Below are 20,558 nucleotides of genomic sequence, written 5' to 3'. Positions count from 1 at the left end.
GACGCAAACACATGGGCGGCTTCGCCATTATCGCCCACGTGTCTGCGCCCCTTATTTGGAAGTTATGTGCTAATGAATATTCGAACATTTTTAGTTTTAATTTTACTTGGCGGCTGTTCAAGCATAGACAACAAGATTGGCTATGGAGTGAACTTCGAAGTACCAATTGAGGCAGCATGTCTTGTAAGTGTGGTAGCAGAATATGAGCCTTTTAGTCCTGTTACAGTTCTGAATTCATCTCTGGAATTCACACATTTTGAAAACAGTATTATCTTAAGTCTTCATTCTCAAAACTTAATCGGCGGTTATCAGCTAACCATAGACGGCATGTTTCTGGGCAAGAGTTACCAGCAGTTTGTTCAAGAGGCTGAGCAAACCTCTAAAATGGTTCAACGTATCATAAATCAGGGTTGTTCAAAGTGAACGCACATAACAAAAAAATAAAGTCGCCTGCTGCGCAGGCTGGGACGCATACACGTGGGCTGCTTCGCATTTTAGCCCACGCGCCTGCGCCCCTTATTTAAAAGTTAGATTCTTTGGAAACTTATTTATTCTGAACAGCAAAAGGACTTACATGGTTTCTCTTCGAGACTTCACGGAAAATGATGTCGATAGCATTGTTACTATTTTAAATAACGACTCCGTTACACAGTTTCTGTCTACTAAAATCCCTACTCCGTACACGCTAGAAGACGCCAAATGGTGGGTAAGCGAAGGAAGTAAAGGCGATTTAATTAAAGCCATATCAGTTAATGGTCAATTGGCCGGCTGTATTGGCGTTACCCGTGGGGATTTCGAATATCAAAAGTCTGGAGAAATCGGATATTGGATTGCACAAAAGTTCTGGCGTAAAGGTGTCGCGTCTTCAGCTTTAGACCAAATGTCAGAATACGTTTTTTCAAACACCGATATTGTTCGCCTTTTTGCCTCTGTTTTTTCTAGCAATGCTGCATCAATGGGCTTACTTTTAAAATATGGCTTTACTCAAGAAGCAATATTGCAAAAGGCCATATTTAAGAACGGACAGTTCTACGATAATCATATCTTCGCTAAACTGAGGTCGTTTTAGAGTGCGAGAAAAATCTAATCGGGTAGCCGGAGGTATCTAGCCTCCAGCCCCCACAACACCCTGCATGCGGCTCCGCACAGGGCGTTTCATTTAGGATAGTGAAGCGCAACCCACTAGTAGTTCGCGTTGAATAACAGTGTGTTAAACAACGGTGATCTTCCTACAGAGGACTTTCACCTCATTAGTTCATGCCCATGCTGGGCGTACACAAAACGCTGTTGGCACTCCCTTCGGTCGCTGGGACGCTAACACGTGGGCTGGCTCGCTTCGCTCGGATTTTAGCCCACGTGCTAGCGCCCCAAAGCTTAGCGTTACGTACTCTTGAGTAAAAATTAGCCCAACTGACATTTTAACGCTATAATGTTTTAATGTTACATAAATGGAGGCTTATTCATGAGTACTTTATCAAAACGATCTACCGTCTACTTCGAACCAGCAATTCATAATGCTTTGAAACTGCGGGCGGCATCATCAGATACCTCAATATCAGAACTGATTGATGAAGCAGTAAGACTCCTTATGAAAGAAGATCAAGAAGATTTGGCTGCGGTAAGACAAAGGGCCAAAGAGCCCGAAATCTCCTATGAGGACTTGCTAAACACTTTGGAAGCTGATGGAAAAATATAGCGTCACTTTCAAGAAGTCAGTAGCAAAAGATTTTAGGGCAATTCCCAAGTCGGACGTTAAAAAGATCCTCGCCAAAATTGACTTATTAGCTGAAAACCCACGAAGGGATGGAGCAATTAAACTTAGTGGACTCGACTTGTATCGTATCCGACAAGGTCTTTATAGAATAATTTATGAAATCCGAGAAAACGAGCTTGTTGTACAGGTGATAAAAGTCGGGCATCGCTCCGATGTTTATAGACGTACCTAATAACCCAATTAACACACTCACTGCGTTCGCTGGGACGCATACACGCGGCGCGGCTTCGCCATTATGCCCCACATGTCTGCGCCCGTTATTGGAAAGTTAGCTGCCAAAGTGTGAATCAAGCTTATCTAGAAGTTCCAAACCTTTCTTTTTGTCTCCAGTAGCAGCAATCGCCTTAAATCTTACCTCAGTATCAAATTCAGCTATCGCTTGCGTAGACAATTCTTCTATCAATTTATTTAAGCTCAACTTTTTATGCGCAGCCAAAGCCTTCAATCGATTATGCTTATCGTCTGGTAGACGTACAGTTAAAGTGGACATATTAAACTCCTCTCAAATAATCTTCAGGCGCTAACACTTTCAAACCAGCAAATTGTAATTCCGCATTTTTCAGGTCTTTTAGGTTATTCGTAATAATGCTCTCGGCATTTCCTGCCACTGCAAGCTCTATAAGAAAGTTATCGCCTTCATCTTTTAAATTTGGCCGCCACAAATAATGTATCTGAACCCATTCGCAAACACTAAAAAATGCTGCTAGCAACTCGCTCACTTCGCCCTCGGTAAGCGGGCACAATTCTTTAATTTTGTCTCGCTTGCTTACTGCTTCGTACTCCAAGAATAAGGTCGTGCTAATCAGCGGCTTTAAATCCCCCATCAAGCATTGCCTTATCACTTCTCGGGCGGGGCCTGTTTTGCCAATCAGAGCGCTAATAAGTACACTGGTGTCAATAACTACTTTATTCATACTTTATATGCTAGCGTATATGCTATCACTTTTCAATTTGACAATGGCAGCTAACAACCCAATCAACATACTCACTGCGTTCGCTGGAACGCATACACGCGGGGCGGCTTCGCCATTATGCCCCACATGTCTGCGCCCGTTATTGGAAAGTTATCTTCTCGTTGGCATTCCCGCACTTTTCATATAACCTTTCAGCATTCCAACAGTATTAAAAATTGGGCCATATCGCTTTTTCTTTTACAGTAACGAAAATGGTGATCCGGCCCACATTCATATTCAACGCGAAAGAATGCCAGCTAAATTCTGGCTTCGTCCTGTCGCGTTAGCAAGTTCAACTCGCTTTGCTCCAAAAGAACTTAGAACTTTGGGAAAGCTTGTTGTCGAAAATAGAGATGCTTTTTTGGAGGCTTGGAATGGCTACTTTAGCAGTTGAACATCACCCACAAGCTGTGTCGTTGTCTTTCGACGAAAGTTCTTTAATTGTCGAGCTAATCGACGGTAGAACTATTTCTGTTCCTTTATCCTGGTTTCCTAGCCTTTCTCAAGCTAGCTCATCTCAATTGCAGGATTGGGAATTGTTAGGTGATGGTGAAGGTATTCACTGGCCGCAGCTTGATGAGGATCTAAGTGTAACCGGTCTACTTATCGGCAATCGCAGCAGAAGATAACAATCAAATGTTGGGGACACACACGTGGGCTCTGCTTCGCAGTATAGCCCACGTGTTTGTGCCGCCAAATTAGGGCGTTAGGCGCCAAAGCGTAATGGATTTACATCCATACTTTTATGAAGAATTCTTATAATCAGAATTTCCTGGCTACCAGTTTGCTTGTAGAAAATAACGTGACTACCTTGCGAAAACTTTCTGTATCCGTCTCTTATTTCGTCGCAGCTTTTACCGATATCAGGATTTTCAGACAACATCCAAAATGAATCGTCGAACTGTTTTAGGTACACATTACGCTGTTCCCGCCCCCATTTCCGTTGCGTAAATAACGCCATATCTTTTAAATCGGATTTTGCGAGTACAGTTAACTTAAATGGTTTCACTCTTTTAATTCACCATCTAGTTCTGATATCAAGTTCTCAAGGTCGTATTCAGCCTCGCCGCTTTCTTCACCTGCTACAAGTAATTGACGCAAAGTGTTTAATTTGGTCTCCTGTGTTTCTAGCAAGCGAAGAGCTGATCGAATTACTTCGCTCGCTGAACCATATCGACCAGTTTGAATTTGGCTAGCAATAAAGCCATCAAAATGGTCACCAAGGGTAATGCTGGTATTTTTAGCCATTTACTTTCTCCAAGTACCAATATATACCTAATTATGGTATTTGCGCACTGTAAGTCAATAGCGCATAACAAACGCATTAACACTCGCTGCGCTCGCTAGGGACAAAAACACGTAGGCTCCCTGCGCTTCGCTTGGTATTGTAGCTTACGTATTTTTGCCTGTTATGCGGGCCGTTATACGCAATTGGTCAGAATAACTTTTTAACGTCGCGGTAAAAGTTTTCATGAGAACCAAGAGCTATTAATTCAAGTATTACAGTGCCGTCCTCGTAGCTGTAACCTAGTAAGGTTAACTGTTTGGCCATCTTGAATTTGTACACGCGAAGAAAGGCTAGGTCGCCTTTTTTCTGCTCACCTAGAAGAGGATCGGCCATTAGTTCCTTAACGGCTTTATCCAAGTCTTTTTTCTGATTCTGATGTAACTTCTTTACTGCTCTCTTAAAATTAGCTGTCTGTAAAACATTGGTAATCTTAGCCAAAATCGTAAGGCTCCAATTTTCCAGCCTCTTTTTCAGCTTTAGAAATAATTGCCTGTTTCACAAATTCGTATGGCAATTCGGGATTATCTTCCATCATTTCACCTATCTTTGCCCAATGCTCAATCTGTTTTGGCATAGTTCGATTTAGTGCTTTGCCCATAATGGTAGCTTTCTCAACTAGATCTTGGTCTAGTCTTACGCTCGCGGTTGCCATAATATGTCTCCTAATAGTTCATTACCACATTGTAGCAATGCGCTACAACTGTGGCAAATTGCATATACCAAACGCATCAACACTCGCTGCGCTCGCTAGGGACAAAAGCACGTAGGCTCCCCGCGCTTCGCTTGGTATTCTAGCCTACGTATTTTTGCCCGTTATGCGGGCGTCTATACGGTTACCAAACATGGAGGTATATCATGAAAAATAAGTTTTTGGTTATTCTGTTTTCTTTTTTATTTACTTTTTGTCTGAAGGGGTTTGCACATGAGAATAGCTCAACAAAAGTAGCCCTTATACTAGGAGATACAATACACGGGACTGATCTGGAAATAGATCAGAGAGCTTTAAAGGGATATAAGCGCTCTTATCCTGATTTATCAGAAACGCAGATAATTGATAAAGTGAGAGCGGACAAATTAACTTCAATAATATGGGAACGAATTTTTCAAAAATTGTCGAATGAACATGATTTAGAACCAACAATCAAAGAAGTAAGAAGTTTTGCTGAATTTATTCGTCGTTCTAGTCCAAAGTCATCACCTGAGGAATTAACTTCGGAAATGGAAGAGGTTTCACTCGAGGTATATAAAAACTTCGTTAGAACTTACAAAATTAGTAAGTATCTGTATGAAACGTATGGAGGCACAGTTATTTTCCAACAGGGAAACCCTCAAGAACCTGTAGGTGCGTATCGCAAACTTTTAGAAGAGTATCAAGCCCAAGGGCATTTTAAAATATATAACCCAAAATATGAAAAAGCTTTTTGGGGGTATTATTTAAGAGAACATCCAATGGTTATTCCAGAAGACAAGGTCGATTTTTCTCAACCATGGTGGGGAAAATCAAAAGTTAATTAGTGTATAAACCGTATAACAAGCTGTTTAACAAGGACAAAAAAACGTTGGCTTTTGCTCCTTCGCCGCCATTTAAGCCAACTATTTTTTGCCTGTTAACAGGGCGTTATATTCCAGTGATAGCGAAGTCTATTGCATCTATCAGCAGTGCTCTGGATTGCTCCAACGAACCAATGCGATCGTGGAGCACGTCTTCGGGTATAGAACTAAGTTGTTGTGCTAGAAATAAATATGTTGTGTCCTCGAATTCTATTTCCGGCGTCAGCTTCTTCATGTAGAAACTGTTTTTAGTATTACTAGTTGTTAACGGTACAACCAGCCTTGTTGCCAATTGGTCGATTACAGAATTTTGAACATCAACAAGAAAAGGGTAAGCTTTGCTAGTTTTTTTGCTTGGGTTTCTGTAAACATCAAATTGCGCCATTAGAAGTTCCTGTACTCATCACCTATACAACCGTTCTCAGCAACAAACTCGTTGTATGCAGCTATGGCAGCTTTGTTTTCTTTTTTCCATTTCTCTGCTTCAATACTTTTTAGCTTGTCTCTGAGTGCTTGCTCTAATGTCGCAGAAAGGTTAACTTTTAAACTTCGAGCTTTTTGCAATAAGTCGCTATTTAAGCTTAGATTTGTCGCTTTCTTGGGGGCATGGACGTCATATAAATCTTGCATTTTATCACTCCAACTAATCTCACCATTAAGTATACGCATACAAATGCGCATTGCAAAGCATGGTTGGAATATAACAAACGCATTAACACTCGCTGCGCTCGCTAGGGACAAAAACACGTAGGCTCCCTGCGCTTCGCTTAGTATTGTAGCCTACGTACCTTTGCCCGTGATGCGGGTGTTGGTATGACTCCCTCTGTCAACCCTAAACGAGTGCTTTCCTGACACTCTTTCAGCCCATAATTAGTTGTCTTTATCACTCAAAATAAATGAGCTAACGCACCGGATGAGGCAGTAATGTCGTCGGTTATCATGCTGGTATTCGTGGATTATTCATTAATTACAATGAACAGCGCCTACCTTACTCACTCCGCCGTGGTCACCTTCTCATCAGTCTAGGCTCGTGGATCAATAACCGTTAAGTTATCGCCCGTAGGTTGTGCCACATTCCGCGGCCTGATCCGAATGCGTTAGCTCAAACTCGTTTATCATGCAGGTACTCGGCTCAGTCTTAGTTTTGGATTAACCGGCGTGAGTACCACTTCCTTTGCAATGACCCATATGTAAGCCGCCATTTCCCTGGCAATCGCCGTAATGATTAAATTGTAGTGTTTACCTTTTTTACTCATACGCTGATAGCGTTTGCACAGACGCAGTTGGGCCTTCCAGGCAATATCGACGATGTCTTTGGGTAAGCCTTCCTGTCTTAACTGTAATTCGGTAGAGACTTTTGCCGGATAACGATAGCTGTGCGCACCTTCAATCAGTAAACGCCGTGCTCGGCCATTCCCCGCTTTAGTAATAGCACCTAAGTGCCGCTTTCCGCCTGATGATTGTTCGCTGGGGACTAAACCTAAATACGCCATGAGTTTTCTTGGATGGTCGAAACGGTGTAAATCACCGAGCTCTGCCACCACACCAACAGCAACGAGCAATCGAACGCCTCGCATCGCCTGAACGGCTTTCACTACGGGATAATAGCGCCATTGGTGCACATGATGGGTTAACTCATTGTCGAGCCTTTCCAGTCGCCGGATACGTTCCTCAATGGTTTGCAGTTGTTCCTGCAAGACAATTTGCTGGGCTGGGTGAGGCAATATCAGTTCGGTGAGCCAGCGAAGGTGTTTCTTCGACCAGTTGGCAGTGCCTTCATAACGTATGTTGTTGCGAAGTAATAAGGCTTTGAGTTGATACTTGGCTTCTTTTAAATCCTTCATTGCCGCTTCACGAGCACGTGATAAATCACGAACCGCTTCATCTTCTGGCTCAGGCACATAGATAGGCGTGAGATCTTCGGACTTTAATGATTTAACGAGTTTAAGCGCGTCTCGGCGGTCGGTTTTAATTCGCTCTCCAGGCTTTTTAGGGATAAGAGATGGCGCCACGACGTAGCAACAATGTCCCAAGCTCGTAATCAGCCGATAAATCCAATAACCACACGGTCCAGCTTCATATACAACGTGAAGTGTTGCGCCAGGATACTTCGATTCAAATTGGCGAATTAGCTTTTTGACACTGACCTTAGACGAGGGAATACGCCCATAATGAACAGGCACAGCCCCACGCTGTTCTTCACAATAAGCTACCTCATGAAACTCTTTATGCGTATCCAACCCGATAAAAATCATGCTATGTTTGTTCATGCTAGCCTCCAAATGATTTAGTCTTAAGCAAACTAATTATGGCACTGGCTTTCAGCTAACCCACGAAAATGCGGAGGCTAGCATTTCACAGGGAGTCATTGTGTCTGGTTGCCCACAGAAAATTTTGGTTTTGGTGTAAAACTCGAAGAATGTGAATGACTTGGCATATGTTTGTTGATTGAAAAAAGTGCTCACAAATCGATTTAAACGCCTACTAATGCGCAGGTCGATTAAGACGCTTCATAACAAGGAAAAACTGTGAAAATTTACGGAGATATTCAATCTGGAAACTGCTACAAAATCAAATTGCTATGCTCATTACTAGCAATCGAGCACGAATGGATTCATATCGACATAATAGACGGTGATACATCGAATACGGAGTTTTTAGAGAAGAACCCTAATGGAAAAATTCCTCTCCTTGAGTTAGACAATGGCAAATGCCTGTCAGAATCCAATGCTATATTAAATTATCTGGCAGCGGGTAGTGAGCTGCTTCCAACAGATACTTTTGAGCTTGCAAAAGTACAGCAGTGGCAGTTTTTCGAGCAATACAGTCACGAACCATATATAGCGGTTGCGCGCTTTATCGCCAAGTACCTTGGCTTGCCCAAAGAGCGTAAAGAAGAATATGACGCTAAACAGGCTGGAGGGCATAAAGCACTGGCAGTGATGGAGCAACAACTTTCAACTACGCCATATCTAGCAGGTGAGTTGCTAACTACAGCAGATATAAGTTTATACGGTTACACTCATGTTGCACATGAAGGTGGCTTTAATCTAAAAGAGTATCCGTCAGTCTTAGCATGGATTAACAGAATACAAAAAAATCAGCATTACATTGGAATGCTATAATATTTGGCGTTGAAAAAGTTGCTGCACAAAAAAAACAGCTTATTGGCTCTCGCCCTTTTCGAGCGAGTATAACGTCACATACTCACCAGCATCGCAGACGAATTATGTCAGTCAGAATAGTAGCTGTATGCAAGCCAAAGGACGGAAAACAAGCTGAACGTGAAGCCCTTGTAGAATCACATCTTCCGACTCTTAGCGCCGAAAGTTTGGTTAACCGTTAGGCTAATTCGATGAGTATTGGCCCTTAACTCCTAAACAAAATAAAAGGATTTTTACATTGAAATTTCTATGGTTAATAACTTTATCCATCCCTTTTCTTTTCAGTTGTGTTGTTGTTCCTTAAACAGATACCTCAAACGTAACTAGATGTGAAATTTCATCAGATCGAAAAACGCTCAAAATGATTAACGGGTTTGAAGATACCAACACTTTTTATTCTATTAGTGGACTAGTACTCATTCCGCTATCTGGTATTGTTTCTGGTACCTATGTGGCGATAAACAATGTGTACCACCTAGGTGAAGAAAAAATTGTTTGTGGCGCTAATGATGGTAAGAATGAAGAAACGCGGTAACAATGAAAGTAAGCTCGCGTTATAGCTTACTTCCAATTTTAGGGTTTTCGATATGTTTGGCGCATTTTCTAAGAATATTGCTGGTAGCGTAAGTGCAGAGTTACGGCTTTCTAAAGAAAGAGAAAAAGATGGGCTTATTTCTCACTCTTTTCGTCATTTAGAAAATGCTCATGTGCTGGGTCAAGAGTCTACAAAGTGGCATGTAAAAGTGCACTTTTTAATGCTGCTATGGGCTATTCGGCAAAGGAATACTAAAGAGTGTTTAGGCCAAGTTCTTCGTATTATTGGTGCTTTTAGCAAAACGGCCATTGGGCTGATTCCTCATGGTAATACAGGTGGGTCGAACATTAGCCCATTTAAAACGCTTCCAATAAAAGCCGAGCACCAAATGCTTATCAATAATGCCAAACGCGCCGAAACCTAGAGAGCTATTCCATCTAAAAGCAAATTGCTGCGAGTTAACACCATGTATTTTTTATTAACCTACGAAGTAACTTCTAACTACGAACAAGCACGAGCCCCCTATCGTGAACAACATTTAGCACTGGCGAAGGCCGCTGCTGATGCTGGCGAGCTGTGTTTGGGCGGTGCTGTTGCTGACCCTGCAGACTCGGCAATATTAGTGTTTAAAGGGAGTTCAAAAGACGTAGCCGAGAAATTCGCACTCAACGATCCCTACGTTATCAATGGCGTAGTGACAAGGTGGGCGGTAAGGCAATGGAATGTAGTTATCGGCGCTTATACAGACATAACAACATCGCCATGAAGATAGTTTTAGTGCGACACGGAAGGCCAGCAAACTCTCAAAACCTTCGTTTAAACAGTGCCGGCTTCGCCAACTGGGTTAAAAATTACAATCATTCGTTGGTCGCCTCCGATAGTCGGCCTGCGTTTTCATTTAATGATATGTTTACCAACTACTATATTGTATCGAGCGACTTGCCTCGCGCCATACATAGCTGCAAAATTGCATTTAATAGGCCACCCGCAGTCACCTCCGCTTTGTTTCGTGAAATGGATATTCCACGCTTTAAACTGCCATTCACGTTAAACGCATGGACTTGGGTTTATTTAAATCGTGCGCTGTGGACCATAGGAAAGTCTGGCCCTTTTGAATCTTATACCAAGGCAAAAAGTCGAGCAGAAAGCGCCGCTGTCACACTCATTGATATTGCAAAAAAAGAAAGCAACGTTATTGTTTTTGCTCATGGCTATCTTAATTTGCACATGCGAAAGCATTTTCGGGCCTACGGGCTTAAACAGACAAGCAAATCTAGTGCATATTGGGGCGTAACCATGTTTGAAAGCTAACTTTCAGGTCATTTTACGGAAAGGGCTGAAATACTCGGTTACGTTTTTGAAGCCGTAGTTCTTGCAAAGAGCACTGTATTAAACCCATACTAAGTTTTTATTATACTCAATCTCTTGAATAATCCTTGGAGGGTGTTAATGCCAAAACTTCTCCGTATTACTTTATCGTTTTTGCTGCTATTTGCTGCGCTAGCGTCATATAGCGCAGGCTTTGATAGCGGGCTTTTTATTTTTATTCTACTGGGCTTTTTGTTAGAGGCCGGTTTTTGGTTCGGACTCTTTTCTATTAAGCGAACCAAAACAAAACAATCGGATTGATTCACACTGCCAAACTGTTGAAAAAACAACCAGCCCGTTTTATTCTCTTTAAAACGGGCGAACTCGCTAGAGCTGTTGTTTAATGTTATCGCCTTGCCTACCTACTCACATGGACGTTTTGCAATGACCAAGATTTTTACGATTGGCGATAGTATCTCTCAAGGTTTTATGTCGGGAAGCGCCGCCAACACTAGACTGAGTTACAGTACACTCCTAGCCGAAGCCTTGGGTGAAACTAACTATCGCTACTACCGTTGGGATGAGCGCTATAAAACAAAAATTGATTTAGAGCGTATTTTTCGTGCATTGGAAAGAAAGTTTGGTTCGAATATTCGAGGACTGGAATGGCTCAATGCTTTTTCAGTTATTAATGGCGTTTTAGATCAAGCCGAAGATTATTATGAACGCGGCGAAGGTATGCCTGGTCTTCCGGTGGGTAGCCCTTTTGACAGTACTGGGTTTCATAACGTTGCTGTAGAGGGCATGGATGTAGGTGATGCATTTATGGTAACGCCGCAATCTTGCCTTGATGCAATAGCAAAGGGAGATGCATCTGGCGATGGCTACCTTCACGCTGTGGGCAATCCGTTTTCCAGAAACGCTTATCGTATTCTCAACCCACTTGGCGATAAGGGAATGGCTGAGTTTGGCAACTTTACCGCCGTTGATTGGTTGAAGCGCTGCGCTAAAGAAGAAGGCGTAGAAAACCTCTTTTTATGGCTAGGCGCAAATAATGCCCTTGGTACTGTATTAAGCCTAAGTATTCAGCAAACTCCTAACGATCCTGAGCGAGTGTTAAAGGCGTCTCGTGAAGAGCGCAGTAAATGGAACCTGTGGCATCCCAACGACTTTAAAGCAGAATACACCGCATTGTTAGACAAGGTGGTAGATGCAATGCAAGAAAACAAGGAAGCTGATTGGAAAGTTTTTGTGGGGACAGTCCCCTTGGTAACCATAGCCCCTATTGCTAAAGGCATGGGCGAAAAAAGAGTGATTACCGACCCTTCTCGGCCTGAAAAAAAAGCACTATATTACGAGTTCTACTCTTACTTTCCTCTATCCGATTCAGCTGCAAAAGATTGTGGTAAATATCTCCCCTTTAGAGATGCACTGTTTATTGACAAAACCATTGTTGAATTTAACCGCATTATTACCACGCTTGTTGCAAAGAAGAATAAGGATTTAGGGCGTGAGCATTTTCACATTGTCGATATCGGTAGAGATCTCACCGATATGGCTTGGAAGCGAAACTTTGGCGAGCCTTCATACCCGTTCCCTGAAGCGTTACAGTTTATTTATCCGCCCATAGATACCAAATATTACGATACATCGCCTGACGGGGATATCGCGTCGGGGGGCATTTTCAGTTTAGATGGCGTACACCCCACTGCCATTGGCCAGGGCATTATTGCTGAAGAGTTTCTAAAAGCAGTTAAAGAAGCCCGCCCCGAGGAGAATGTTAAATCGCTAGATTGGCAAAAAATAATCGCCAGCGATTCATTGCGAGCCAAACCAATAACTCTGATGCGAGAGCTATATGAGCACGATAAATTGGTGAAATTTATTTGCTCGGTTGGGGATATTATTAATCTTAAGGACTAGGACCTGTTGCCATTATCGGCATTTCGTTTAACCAGTGACGCCATGGCTTTTAAGCCAGCCATTTCCACCATACAAACACGAGAAGAAAACCAAACAAGTACAGTAAGCCTAAATAGCTAACGGCGGTAACCCATGTACTCGGCGCTGCATTGGGATGCAGTTGACTGCGGGCAACCAACCTGTGATTAAGCCATGCAAATACAGGGGTTGTAGTAAAGGCCAGCGTCATGGCAAAGCCAAGCATGGCGAGTAATGCAGATTTAAAAAACAATACAATAACAAAGCTGACGGCAGCCATAACAAGTAGCACTCCAGTAACTAACCTGTTGCTCACGGCAGTCTTAGTAGGCGCATTGGGTTGAGACAAATCATTTTTGCCTGATAGCAACGACATACCTTCAGCAACAACTCGCGCATAGCCGTCGTAAACAGTCAGTGCTGAACCAAAAATACACAAAAAAGCCACCAGTGCGATAAGCCAATGCGCCCACTCGCCTATAGTGGTGGAATACATGCTAATTAGCTGATGAGAAAAACCTATACCGCTTGTTGCTAAGTTTTCCCCGCTAGAATGTAGTACCAACGCCCCTAAACCGAGAAACAAGATGGCAAGAAGCACTGTTACTGAGTATCCAAGGTTAAAATCGAACAGCGCGTTTTTAGGAGTAACTGTTTTATCTTTGCATTGTCGCTTAAGCCATAACGACGTTATTGATGATATTTCAATGGGAGCGGGCATCCACCCCATAGTAACCACTAAAAAACCTAGTGTCGCTAGAGTCCACGGTGAAGGTGAAGGTTCAGCGGGCTCTCCTAAATCGGTATTGGTATAGCGCAGTAAGGCGACGATAAAAACTGCAATAGTAGCTACCACCAGCACGCCCATGATGGCTTTAGCGATATTGTCTAATCCCTCAAAATGCCCCGCTAGTAAAATAACTAAAATAAGACTAAGTACTATAGAAGACGATGTCGTAATGGAGATGTCGAAGGGCATAAAGTACGAGAGCAAACTTGCTGCAAAGAGTAAAAGCGCGGCGGCATTAACCACACAAGCAATCATATTTAAACACATTGCTGACGCTAGATACCGCTTCCCCATACTCAAATAGCCTTGCTGTAGAGTATTTTGGGTACTAATGGTGTAACTAACCCCCGCTCTGAAAAAGGGGTATTTGAGAATGTTCACTACTAGGATAAGAATAGCCAGCTGCCAACCAAATTTTGCCCCAGCTTGCGTTGAAGCCACTAGGTGACTTCCGCCTACGGCCGCTGTTGCCATCAATACTCCAGGCCCTAAAAGCGATAGCAGTGCGCGAATGCGAGACATTAACAACATATAAAACGGAATACTCTAAGCATTAAATTAAAATTAATGGGCAAAGATAACAGGTAAATTAAAAGCTATACATAGCGCCCGTGAATAAAAAAGCACTGTTATCGCGATAGTCACCGCGCTCAAACCCCTGCCCTTTAAATAAGTAGGCACCGCCAATTGCTAAGCGTAAATTGGGCTGCACATTATAACGCCAGCGCGCTTCTAGTTGGTGACCAATGAAGTCATCTACATTCACTGGCGCTTTTTGATACCACAGAGCTTTATAACCTAGTAGCACATGATGAGCCGAACTCGGTTTGCTTATACTTCTTAATCCTACTGTTTTAAGGTTTCGTCTTGGCATGGCCTGATAAACATCGGTTGGGCCGAAGTCGAAGCGTCTTACCCCGAACAGACTGTCGAAGTTCTCAATGGTGTCATCCGACGCATTATTGTCTCCACTGATGTAGTCGAATTCTGCACGCACAAAGGTATTAGCGCTAACCTTTTTACCTAAGTAACCAAACAACATATAAGCTCGAACATCTTTGTCTAATGAGTCATTTACGGCGTTGGTTTCTCTCGCTGTTCCAGTTTGCCCTACTAGCTCAACATTTCCTTTCCAGCCATTTTCAAACGCTTTGGTGTAGTCGATAGAAAGGGTGTAAAGGTCTCTATTTGTCGTCGCTAACTCTTGTCCGTCGTCCTCTTTTAGCCAATAGCTCTGCAGCTTCAAGTTATTGTCGGGAGAAGTAATATATGCCCCAAACATACGTCTTTCACTAAAGCTTTTATCGAAGGCTCTTTCGTTACTGTCGATACTTTCCGCGTCGTTTGGAAATCGCGATACCGGCTGAATATAAAGCCCGCTAATATTCCAGTTTGAAAACGTGGCATCTACCACTATGCCATCGTAACTATTGGTTGCATTGCGATAGATGGTTTTTGCTAACAGACGTCGACTGCCATAGTCTAACTCCATACGCCCAACCTTTACCGCGTTAATATAAGATGAAGAAGTAGGCGTATACGATACAAATAGCTGAACTGGCTCAAGTGTGTTTACTTGGTTCGCTTTTAAGGTAGGGTCGTTATCATCAAGAAAAGCGCGAGAATCTCTCAGATCTAAAGTCGCGCTAACATTGTTATAACTTACCTGAGTATTCAAAATGACCCGTGTAGAAATACGCTCGTTATTTTGCTCTCGCTGTTCCCGTGTTGTGGGGAAAATAGGGTTGTGCAAAGATTCATAACGCACCCGAAATGAGCCAAAAAAATCGACATGTAATTGGTTATCAAAACTTTTCTTAGCGTTCCCTTTCAAACTGTTATGTGATTGAGACTTATCCGTTTCAGAGGCACTTGCAGTCAAAGTGAAGGTGATGGTAAAGATGAAGAATGCAAAAAGTGATACTAATAGCAGCGTTAATAGTGGCTGTGAAATAAAAGTCAGCGATGACAATACAGCTCGAGTAGAAAAATAAGGTAAAAAGCAACGTTGTGCGAGCATTAACTGCCCGAATAGCTTTAGCAGAAATGATAAACGGCAATTATACGCAATGCGCGTTTTAGCGCACTATTTGTGTGCTGCAAAACTATAATGATGAAACAGTCATTATATGTTTTTGATATAAGCGGCGGTGTTTCTATCGTCTTTCCAACACCGCCAACTACATTGTATAAGTTAAAAAGCGAGGGCAAGCCTGGTCTTTAACGTCTATCGTAATTCACCTTCTTTTGAGGGTGTTGATAGTAACCTTCTTTTAATAGGCGCTTAAATCTTGTCAACTTGCCTTCTAACGTCAGCTCTTCTATGCCTTTATTAAAAAGCGACAGAATTAACTGACTATCGGGCTTTCCTTTAGGCACTAAAAGATGAGTGGTTACAGTTGATATAAACGGCGTAATGCGCGCCACTTCATCCCGTTCCGCATCTGTGAACTCGCGCTCAAGTAAATACCAGCCTGTCAGCTCATCTATGGGAAATATATCAATATCTCCGTTAACTAATGCTTCTAGGTTTTCTTTATCTGTGGTTCGTTTTACAACATTTTTGTTGTTTTTAACGAAAGAGGCTAGCTCATCGTTGTAGAGATATCCCTCGGTAATGCCCATTTTCAAATCTGCAATATCGCTTAGCTTAGACCACTGTCGGTTTTCATATTTACTATTTACATAAAATATTAAACTTTCGGCACTTATTGGTTTGCTATGGAAAAACTCATCCTCTCTAGAGCGGATAAAATTGCCGTATGATAGCGCGTCAAACTCACCTGCGAGCGTGGCTTCTAAGGCTTTTTCCCACGGCATGGCCACATATTTCACTTCAACGCCGGTTTCTAACAGCGCATCGGTGATGATGTGGTTTATATAACCGTCATGTTGTAAATCGCTAGAGGTATAGGGTGCATACTCTGTTGTTGCAATTCTTAGTTTCAGCCACGCATGACCATGGCTTAACGATGGCACTAAGGCCAATAAAAAGATAATGGTGCTAACTATTCTCATGATAATTCCTCTTCGACCTTAGAAATAAATTCCAAGATTTATATTGAGTCTGTGCGTAGTGTCTTGAAGGCCGCCTATGTCGAGGCCAATGCCCGGACCACCTGAAAACCACATGTTCTTACCGCGAATACTATCGACATACATAAACAGCTTGTCCCAGCCTAAGCTGCAGCCGTTCACCCATTGAGAGGAGTTTTTGCCCGACGCATCCTCACCTTTCGCAAGGCTGAATTCTGAATAACAGGTAAGCGATTCAATGTGGTCAAAGTCGTACGGCACCGAATAAATAAGGTTAGCAGAATAAGTTTGTCCATTGGCTGCAGCAAGAAACGGAAAGGTAAACGAAGAAAGGGCGAGACGATCGTCGGCCTGCCCTTCTGGAGCCTCAAGATTGTATTCGTAATCGATATACTGAAGCTCAACCTTAATGTCGTTTTGCGTATGGCGCATATGCACAGCAAATGCATTCATATCACCGCTTCGCGATGTATCTAAGTTGAGAATATTGCCATACTGATAAGAGGCACCAATTTCCGTTGTCCCCCCCTAATAAAACGCCCGGTGTAATTAGCGCGAACGTTATACTGGCCATCCTCGGAGTTTCTGAACTCGCCGTCGTCGGCCACATCAAAAGAGTAACGGGCAAATTTTGCGGCATCGTTGTACTCATCATTCATAAAGTAGGCAGCTTGGAAATCCCAATTGCCTCGCTGATGATTAATTTTAACGCCGGCGTCGTAGTCGTCCTCAAAACCGAGGTAGTAGTTTACTGAAAACCAAAAACTATTACTGGCAAATGGCTGCAGGCCAAAAGGCGTTTGCGTGATCCCGCCGGTAATTTCGGTTCTTTCGTTAAAGTGGTAGGTTAAATCGGCAAAGCGAACCGTATTAAAATCGACATTTTCATACCAACGATATTCGGCTTTATAGCTAAATTGATCAGATTCTCCAGCTACACCTAGCTTGAAAGATTCAAACTCAAAGCCATCTCTAAAATCTGGAATAAGCCAATCTTGGTGTCCGTAGTTAACTCGCGCATGACCGGATAAAGTAAAAGGCAACTCGTCGGCCAATACAAGCCCACTGCTAGTGGCCACGCTACTAATAATAAGCAATAGCGATAGGGAAAGTTTTTTCATTGAAGTTCCTACACTTAGTGTTGGCGAAACAGTAAAGAAGAAGGCTTATGACTGGTATTTTATTACCTAGCTTTCAAAAAAATGGTTCTACGACTAAAGGATAAGACTATGGTATCAGTAACCTTACAAAATTATAACCTAACAACATAAACATTCCTTATGCTAACTGGCTATTGCGCTGGGTTGTAGTCAATATTTTGCCAGTTGGTTTGGCTGCTAGATGCGGTTATAAATACCCGACGTTCAAGCACTTCCTTACATCTCTTTAGCCGTGTTATGTTTAAACGCGAGTTAGGCATTTATTTTTTATCAATATTTTTACGCACTTTTATTAGGTTATGGTGTCTCACACTTCTCAACGTAGCCTGCTTACGCATAATGAAAGAGGTAACATATGCATGCGATGAAACGTTCAATACTTGCTGATATTGCTGCTATAGCTGCTATTGCACTATTAATAGCCATCACCTTTTATTGGATTGAAGCGCGCAGAGAAGTCATTATTTTTTGTGATAAGTTTTCTCCTGGTATATCGAAAGCAAGCGTTGAGAGGTATTTAAATACCGCAGAGTTACTTTCTTACCGCACAGAATTTGTGGCTAATGGCAGCAAAATTGAGGCCTACAGCCCGCTACACCTTGGCATAATGCAATGCAGAATAAGCTTTAACAAACAAGATATTGTGTTGAGTGCAGTGGTTGATTAATACTTTCATGTTACAAAATGGTGCAACATTTACACCCGCGCAACACGCTGTTTACCCAATAGATAAGAGTCGTAAAGGCATGCATACCATCTGCCTTTTTAGCACGTTCTAGATAACTCCTTCCCTCTATATTCCACTGTGCTGTAAACGTACAATTACGTTGTGTATTCTTAACGCAAGTTCCTTATCATGCAAAAACCAGATCACAGTGTCATCGAAGATGTATTTGCCTTAGTTAGCGCGGGTTTGTTTGTTGCGTTTGGCGTATTCTTGTTTCAATCTCAAGATCTTATGGTGGGCGGCGCTGCAGGGTTAGCCCTGTTAGGTACGTATGCGATAGATATTGATTTTGGCGTACTCTTTTTCTTAATCAATATCCCCTTTTACGCACTTGCTTGGACACAAATTAGCAAGCGATTCACAATCAATACCTTTATTTCTGTTACTACCGTATCGGTGTTAACAGAACAAATTCCTGCGTTTGTGGACATAAGCCATGTAAACCCCATTTTTGCAGCGGTATTTGGCGGCATTTTAATTGGTGTAGGCATGCTGATGATGTTCAGACACAGTTCTAGTTTGGGCGGCATTGGCATTATGGCGTTCTTTTTACAGCAGCGTTTTAATATAAGAGCCGGATTCTTTCAATTAACTGTAGATAGCATGATTCTTTTATGTGCGCTGCAGTTTATAGAATGGCATCTTGTATTGATTTCCATCTTAGCTGCATTCTGCTTGAATATGGTGATATCGCTTAATCATCGCCCAGAACGCTATTTACCAGCGTCGCAGAACAAAAACCAAGCAAACGATAGCGAGAACGAAAGCAGTGATACGTTTGATGACAATAACGACGATAGCATTGACGCAAACCTTCACCCGCAAAATAGCTAACTTTAAAGTCGCTATCGCACATAGCGGTTGAACAATGTGAGCAATAAAAAAGCCCAGATCATTATGCATCTGGGCTTTTGTGAGTTACTTATTTGTATCCTTTCTTACCGCGTAAAGCGATACCACCTGCTATTGCTTTTTCTGCACAGGTTTAGACGGCCGGCTTACCACGCCACGATTTACTCTTGGTCTTGAAAACGACGTACGCATACAAACCTCACTTAGTGTAAGTGCAGCGCTGCTGAGAATGAAACATTCACCTCACACGTTGCTGCCACTAAACAGTATAGGCTCAACTTGGGCTAAAACGCCTCATTCTTTTGTCGAATAGATGTTAATAACAATTTATGAAGTCAGGAGTTCAGAGAGCGACTTCAATGTCACCAAATTAACTGTTATTGATATCTGACGATGCGGGGGACACGGCTAGATATGCGAGTCATAAGTTCATAGTCGATGGTGCCTGCATGCTGTGCCACTTCACTTATGGAAATATTTTCTCCCCAAAGCTCCACCACATCGCCAACGCTAACGTTGTTAATATGGGTTACGTCTATGGTTATCATATCCATAGATACCCGCCCCACTAAAGAAGCGCGCTGACCTCTTATTAAAACTGGTGTGCCATTGGGGCAATGTCTTGGGTAGCCGTCGGCATAACCTATTGCCACGGTAGCTATTTTTGATGGCTTTGTTGCGCGCCATGTTTGACCATAACCTACACTCTCATTAGCAGGTATATCGCGCAGAGCAATTACGCTAGAACGCAGTGTCATTGCCGGAAGTAAGTGCTGCAGATGCGCGCTATCTGGAGATTCGCTAGGTTCAGCAGTAGTGACTTTACCACCGTAAATTCCTATTCCAAGTCGGTTCCATTGAGCCCGCGTGGATGGCCAGTTCACACTAGCGGGAGAGTTAGCGAGACTCACTGGCATAGATAACGACGCAACACTTTTTTTAAACGCAGACATTTGAGTTTGAGTAAAGTCATTGTCGGGGTCATCAGCACTGGCAAAGTGAGTCACCAATGTGGTTTCTTTCGTAATTAATACTTGGTGCTGCTCAACTATCTGAGCAATGTGTTCTAGCGGAAACCCTAATCGATGCATACCGCTGTCTACCTTAAGCCAAATGTGAGGGCGTTTATGCGCTTCACATTTTTGCATCCATTGCAGTTGCTCAGTGCAATGCATTACCAAAATGCAGTTATACTGCCATGCCATTTCACATTCTTTGGCTTGGTGAGCACCTTCAAGAACGACAATTGGTGCTGTTATTCCGGCTTCACGAAGTGCTACCGCTTCTTCCATAATGGCAACGGCAAACCGAGAAGATACGTGCTGAAGTATGCGCGCCACATTCACGGCTCCATGACCATACGCATCGGCTTTTATCACAGCCATTGACTGACTTTGCTTTGCCGTATAAGCCAAGGTTTTAAAGTTTTGCAGTAGTGCATCTGCATGAATAATGGCTTGAGTTTGACGACTCACAATA

The 20,558-nt window shown here is 42.6% G+C and carries 31 protein-coding genes; 16 read left to right on the top strand and 15 right to left on the bottom strand.

Features of this window, described 5'->3' with window-relative positions:
* The first annotated feature begins 72 nt into the window (after positions 1–72).
* From BM528_RS02755 to BM528_RS02740, 4 genes are all read left to right on the top strand, one after another.
* On the top strand, positions 73–423 hold the full coding sequence (locus tag BM528_RS02755; protein WP_071978559.1) for a hypothetical protein: 351 nt from the start codon (positions 73–75) through the stop codon (positions 421–423).
* 151 nt (positions 424–574) lie between these two features.
* Entirely contained in the window at positions 575–1,069 is a 495-nt protein-coding gene (locus BM528_RS02750) for a GNAT family N-acetyltransferase (RefSeq protein WP_071978558.1), read from the top strand.
* Positions 1,070–1,462: 393 nt separating this feature from the next.
* Positions 1,463–1,696, top strand: coding sequence for a ribbon-helix-helix domain-containing protein (locus tag BM528_RS02745; RefSeq protein WP_012517122.1), 234 nt, complete (start codon positions 1,463–1,465; stop codon positions 1,694–1,696).
* Positions 1,683–1,946: a type II toxin-antitoxin system RelE family toxin gene (locus BM528_RS02740; RefSeq protein WP_071978557.1), complete on the top strand. Its 264-nt coding sequence runs from the start codon at positions 1,683–1,685 to the stop codon at positions 1,944–1,946. Before BM528_RS02745 ends, BM528_RS02740 begins: the two co-directional genes overlap by 14 nt.
* A 96-nt stretch (positions 1,947–2,042) precedes the next feature.
* Here BM528_RS02740 and BM528_RS02735 read toward each other — a convergent pair whose 3' ends face one another.
* Positions 2,043–2,264: a toxin-antitoxin system HicB family antitoxin gene (locus tag BM528_RS02735; protein WP_012517112.1), complete on the bottom strand. Its 222-nt coding sequence runs from the start codon at positions 2,262–2,264 to the stop codon at positions 2,043–2,045.
* A 1-nt stretch (position 2,265) separates the two neighbouring features.
* Positions 2,266–2,688 (bottom strand): putative toxin-antitoxin system toxin component, PIN family, encoded by a 423-nt coding sequence (locus BM528_RS02730; RefSeq protein WP_071978556.1) that lies wholly within the window; start codon positions 2,686–2,688, stop codon positions 2,266–2,268.
* A 196-nt stretch (positions 2,689–2,884) separates the two neighbouring features.
* Between BM528_RS02730 and BM528_RS02725 the strand changes: the two genes are divergently transcribed.
* Together BM528_RS02725 and BM528_RS02720 are read left to right on the top strand one after the other, a co-directional pair.
* Entirely contained in the window at positions 2,885–3,121 is a 237-nt protein-coding gene (locus tag BM528_RS02725; protein WP_071978555.1) for a DUF4160 domain-containing protein, read from the top strand.
* Positions 3,102–3,356, top strand: coding sequence for a DUF2442 domain-containing protein (locus BM528_RS02720; RefSeq protein ID WP_071978554.1), 255 nt, complete (start codon positions 3,102–3,104; stop codon positions 3,354–3,356). Before BM528_RS02725 ends, BM528_RS02720 begins: the two co-directional genes overlap by 20 nt.
* Positions 3,357–3,433: 77 nt before the next feature.
* On the opposite strand, the gene BM528_RS02715 is transcribed toward BM528_RS02720, so the two are convergent.
* From BM528_RS02715 to BM528_RS02700, 4 genes are all read right to left on the bottom strand, one after another.
* Positions 3,434–3,736 (bottom strand): type II toxin-antitoxin system RelE/ParE family toxin, encoded by a 303-nt coding sequence (locus tag BM528_RS02715; RefSeq protein ID WP_071978553.1) that lies wholly within the window; start codon positions 3,734–3,736, stop codon positions 3,434–3,436.
* Entirely contained in the window at positions 3,733–3,975 is a 243-nt protein-coding gene (locus BM528_RS02710) for a type II toxin-antitoxin system ParD family antitoxin (protein WP_020745298.1), read from the bottom strand. Before BM528_RS02710 ends, BM528_RS02715 begins: the two co-directional genes overlap by 4 nt.
* Before the next feature lie 187 nt (positions 3,976–4,162).
* Positions 4,163–4,453, bottom strand: a complete 291-nt coding sequence (locus BM528_RS02705; RefSeq protein ID WP_071978552.1) for a type II toxin-antitoxin system RelE/ParE family toxin — start codon at positions 4,451–4,453, stop codon at positions 4,163–4,165.
* Positions 4,446–4,667 carry a TA system antitoxin ParD family protein gene (locus BM528_RS02700; RefSeq protein WP_071978551.1) on the bottom strand — a complete coding sequence of 74 codons (222 nt, stop codon included), beginning with the start codon at positions 4,665–4,667 and terminating at the stop codon, positions 4,446–4,448. The genes BM528_RS02705 and BM528_RS02700 overlap by 8 nt, the downstream gene beginning before the upstream one ends.
* A 203-nt stretch (positions 4,668–4,870) precedes the next feature.
* On the opposite strand from BM528_RS02700, the gene BM528_RS02695 reads away from it, so the two are divergent.
* Positions 4,871–5,530 carry a hypothetical protein gene (locus BM528_RS02695; protein WP_071978550.1) on the top strand — a complete coding sequence of 220 codons (660 nt, stop codon included), beginning with the start codon at positions 4,871–4,873 and terminating at the stop codon, positions 5,528–5,530.
* Positions 5,531–5,633: 103 nt separating this feature from the next.
* On the opposite strand, the gene BM528_RS02690 is transcribed toward BM528_RS02695, so the two are convergent.
* From BM528_RS02690 to BM528_RS02680, 3 genes are all read right to left on the bottom strand, one after another.
* Positions 5,634–5,951: a CcdB family protein gene (locus tag BM528_RS02690; protein ID WP_071978549.1), complete on the bottom strand. Its 318-nt coding sequence runs from the start codon at positions 5,949–5,951 to the stop codon at positions 5,634–5,636.
* Positions 5,951–6,196 (bottom strand): type II toxin-antitoxin system CcdA family antitoxin, encoded by a 246-nt coding sequence (locus tag BM528_RS02685; protein ID WP_071817742.1) that lies wholly within the window; start codon positions 6,194–6,196, stop codon positions 5,951–5,953. Before BM528_RS02685 ends, BM528_RS02690 begins: the two co-directional genes overlap by 1 nt.
* Before the next feature lie 485 nt (positions 6,197–6,681).
* Positions 6,682–7,836: an IS110 family transposase gene (locus BM528_RS02680; RefSeq protein ID WP_071978548.1), complete on the bottom strand. Its 1,155-nt coding sequence runs from the start codon at positions 7,834–7,836 to the stop codon at positions 6,682–6,684.
* A gap of 258 nt (positions 7,837–8,094) precedes the next feature.
* Here BM528_RS02680 and BM528_RS02675 point away from each other — a divergent pair, with 258 nt between their 5' ends.
* The 7 genes from BM528_RS02675 to BM528_RS02645 all read left to right on the top strand — a co-directional run bounded on the left by BM528_RS02675 (position 8,095) and on the right by BM528_RS02645 (position 12,496).
* Positions 8,095–8,691: a glutathione S-transferase family protein gene (locus BM528_RS02675; RefSeq protein ID WP_071978547.1), complete on the top strand. Its 597-nt coding sequence runs from the start codon at positions 8,095–8,097 to the stop codon at positions 8,689–8,691.
* Between the two features lie 400 nt (positions 8,692–9,091).
* Positions 9,092–9,265, top strand: coding sequence for a hypothetical protein (locus tag BM528_RS18740; protein ID WP_232230558.1), 174 nt, complete (start codon positions 9,092–9,094; stop codon positions 9,263–9,265).
* A 52-nt stretch (positions 9,266–9,317) separates the two neighbouring features.
* Positions 9,318–9,689, top strand: a complete 372-nt coding sequence (locus BM528_RS02665) for a DUF3703 domain-containing protein (RefSeq protein WP_071978546.1) — start codon at positions 9,318–9,320, stop codon at positions 9,687–9,689.
* A 42-nt stretch (positions 9,690–9,731) separates the two neighbouring features.
* Positions 9,732–10,031 carry a YciI-like protein gene (locus BM528_RS02660; protein ID WP_071978545.1) on the top strand — a complete coding sequence of 100 codons (300 nt, stop codon included), beginning with the start codon at positions 9,732–9,734 and terminating at the stop codon, positions 10,029–10,031.
* The gene (locus BM528_RS02655) at positions 10,028–10,576 is read left to right on the top strand and encodes a histidine phosphatase family protein (protein ID WP_071978544.1); all 549 of its coding nucleotides are present in this window, start codon (positions 10,028–10,030) and stop codon (positions 10,574–10,576) included. Before BM528_RS02660 ends, BM528_RS02655 begins: the two co-directional genes overlap by 4 nt.
* 138 nt (positions 10,577–10,714) lie before the next feature.
* Entirely contained in the window at positions 10,715–10,894 is a 180-nt protein-coding gene (locus BM528_RS02650) for a hypothetical protein (RefSeq protein ID WP_071978543.1), read from the top strand.
* 123 nt (positions 10,895–11,017) lie between these two features.
* Positions 11,018–12,496 carry a hypothetical protein gene (locus BM528_RS02645; RefSeq protein WP_071978542.1) on the top strand — a complete coding sequence of 493 codons (1,479 nt, stop codon included), beginning with the start codon at positions 11,018–11,020 and terminating at the stop codon, positions 12,494–12,496.
* Between the two features lie 49 nt (positions 12,497–12,545).
* On the opposite strand, the gene BM528_RS02640 is transcribed toward BM528_RS02645, so the two are convergent.
* The 5 genes from BM528_RS02640 to BM528_RS18730 all read right to left on the bottom strand — a co-directional run bounded on the left by BM528_RS02640 (position 12,546) and on the right by BM528_RS18730 (position 17,461).
* Positions 12,546–13,835, bottom strand: coding sequence for an NRAMP family divalent metal transporter (locus tag BM528_RS02640; protein WP_071978541.1), 1,290 nt, complete (start codon positions 13,833–13,835; stop codon positions 12,546–12,548).
* A gap of 58 nt (positions 13,836–13,893) precedes the next feature.
* A complete protein-coding gene (locus BM528_RS02635) occupies positions 13,894–15,324 on the bottom strand; it encodes an alginate export family protein (RefSeq protein WP_071978540.1) in 1,431 nt (476 codons plus the stop codon).
* 200 nt (positions 15,325–15,524) lie between these two features.
* On the bottom strand, positions 15,525–16,322 hold the full coding sequence (locus BM528_RS02630) for a substrate-binding periplasmic protein (RefSeq protein ID WP_071978539.1): 798 nt from the start codon (positions 16,320–16,322) through the stop codon (positions 15,525–15,527).
* Positions 16,323–16,340: 18 nt separating this feature from the next.
* Positions 16,341–16,793 (bottom strand): hypothetical protein, encoded by a 453-nt coding sequence (locus tag BM528_RS18735; RefSeq protein WP_232230556.1) that lies wholly within the window; start codon positions 16,791–16,793, stop codon positions 16,341–16,343.
* 20 nt (positions 16,794–16,813) lie between these two features.
* On the bottom strand, positions 16,814–17,461 hold the full coding sequence (locus BM528_RS18730; RefSeq protein ID WP_232230555.1) for a hypothetical protein: 648 nt from the start codon (positions 17,459–17,461) through the stop codon (positions 16,814–16,816).
* Between the two features lie 394 nt (positions 17,462–17,855).
* Between BM528_RS18730 and BM528_RS02620 the strand changes: the two genes are divergently transcribed.
* Together BM528_RS02620 and BM528_RS02615 are read left to right on the top strand one after the other, a co-directional pair.
* Positions 17,856–18,167: a hypothetical protein gene (locus BM528_RS02620; RefSeq protein ID WP_071978538.1), complete on the top strand. Its 312-nt coding sequence runs from the start codon at positions 17,856–17,858 to the stop codon at positions 18,165–18,167.
* A gap of 189 nt (positions 18,168–18,356) precedes the next feature.
* Positions 18,357–19,061, top strand: coding sequence for a YitT family protein (locus BM528_RS02615; protein ID WP_071978537.1), 705 nt, complete (start codon positions 18,357–18,359; stop codon positions 19,059–19,061).
* A 395-nt stretch (positions 19,062–19,456) separates the two neighbouring features.
* On the opposite strand, the gene alr is transcribed toward BM528_RS02615, so the two are convergent.
* On the bottom strand, positions 19,457–20,554 hold the full coding sequence (alr, locus tag BM528_RS02610) for an alanine racemase (protein ID WP_071978536.1): 1,098 nt from the start codon (positions 20,552–20,554) through the stop codon (positions 19,457–19,459).
* Between the last annotated feature and the right edge of the window lie 4 nt (positions 20,555–20,558).

The sequence above is a fragment of the Alteromonas sp. RW2A1 genome (assembly GCF_001886475.1).
GTDB lineage: Bacteria > Pseudomonadota > Gammaproteobacteria > Enterobacterales > Alteromonadaceae > Alteromonas > Alteromonas hispanica.
This window is presented reverse-complemented; position numbering and strand designations above follow the sequence as displayed.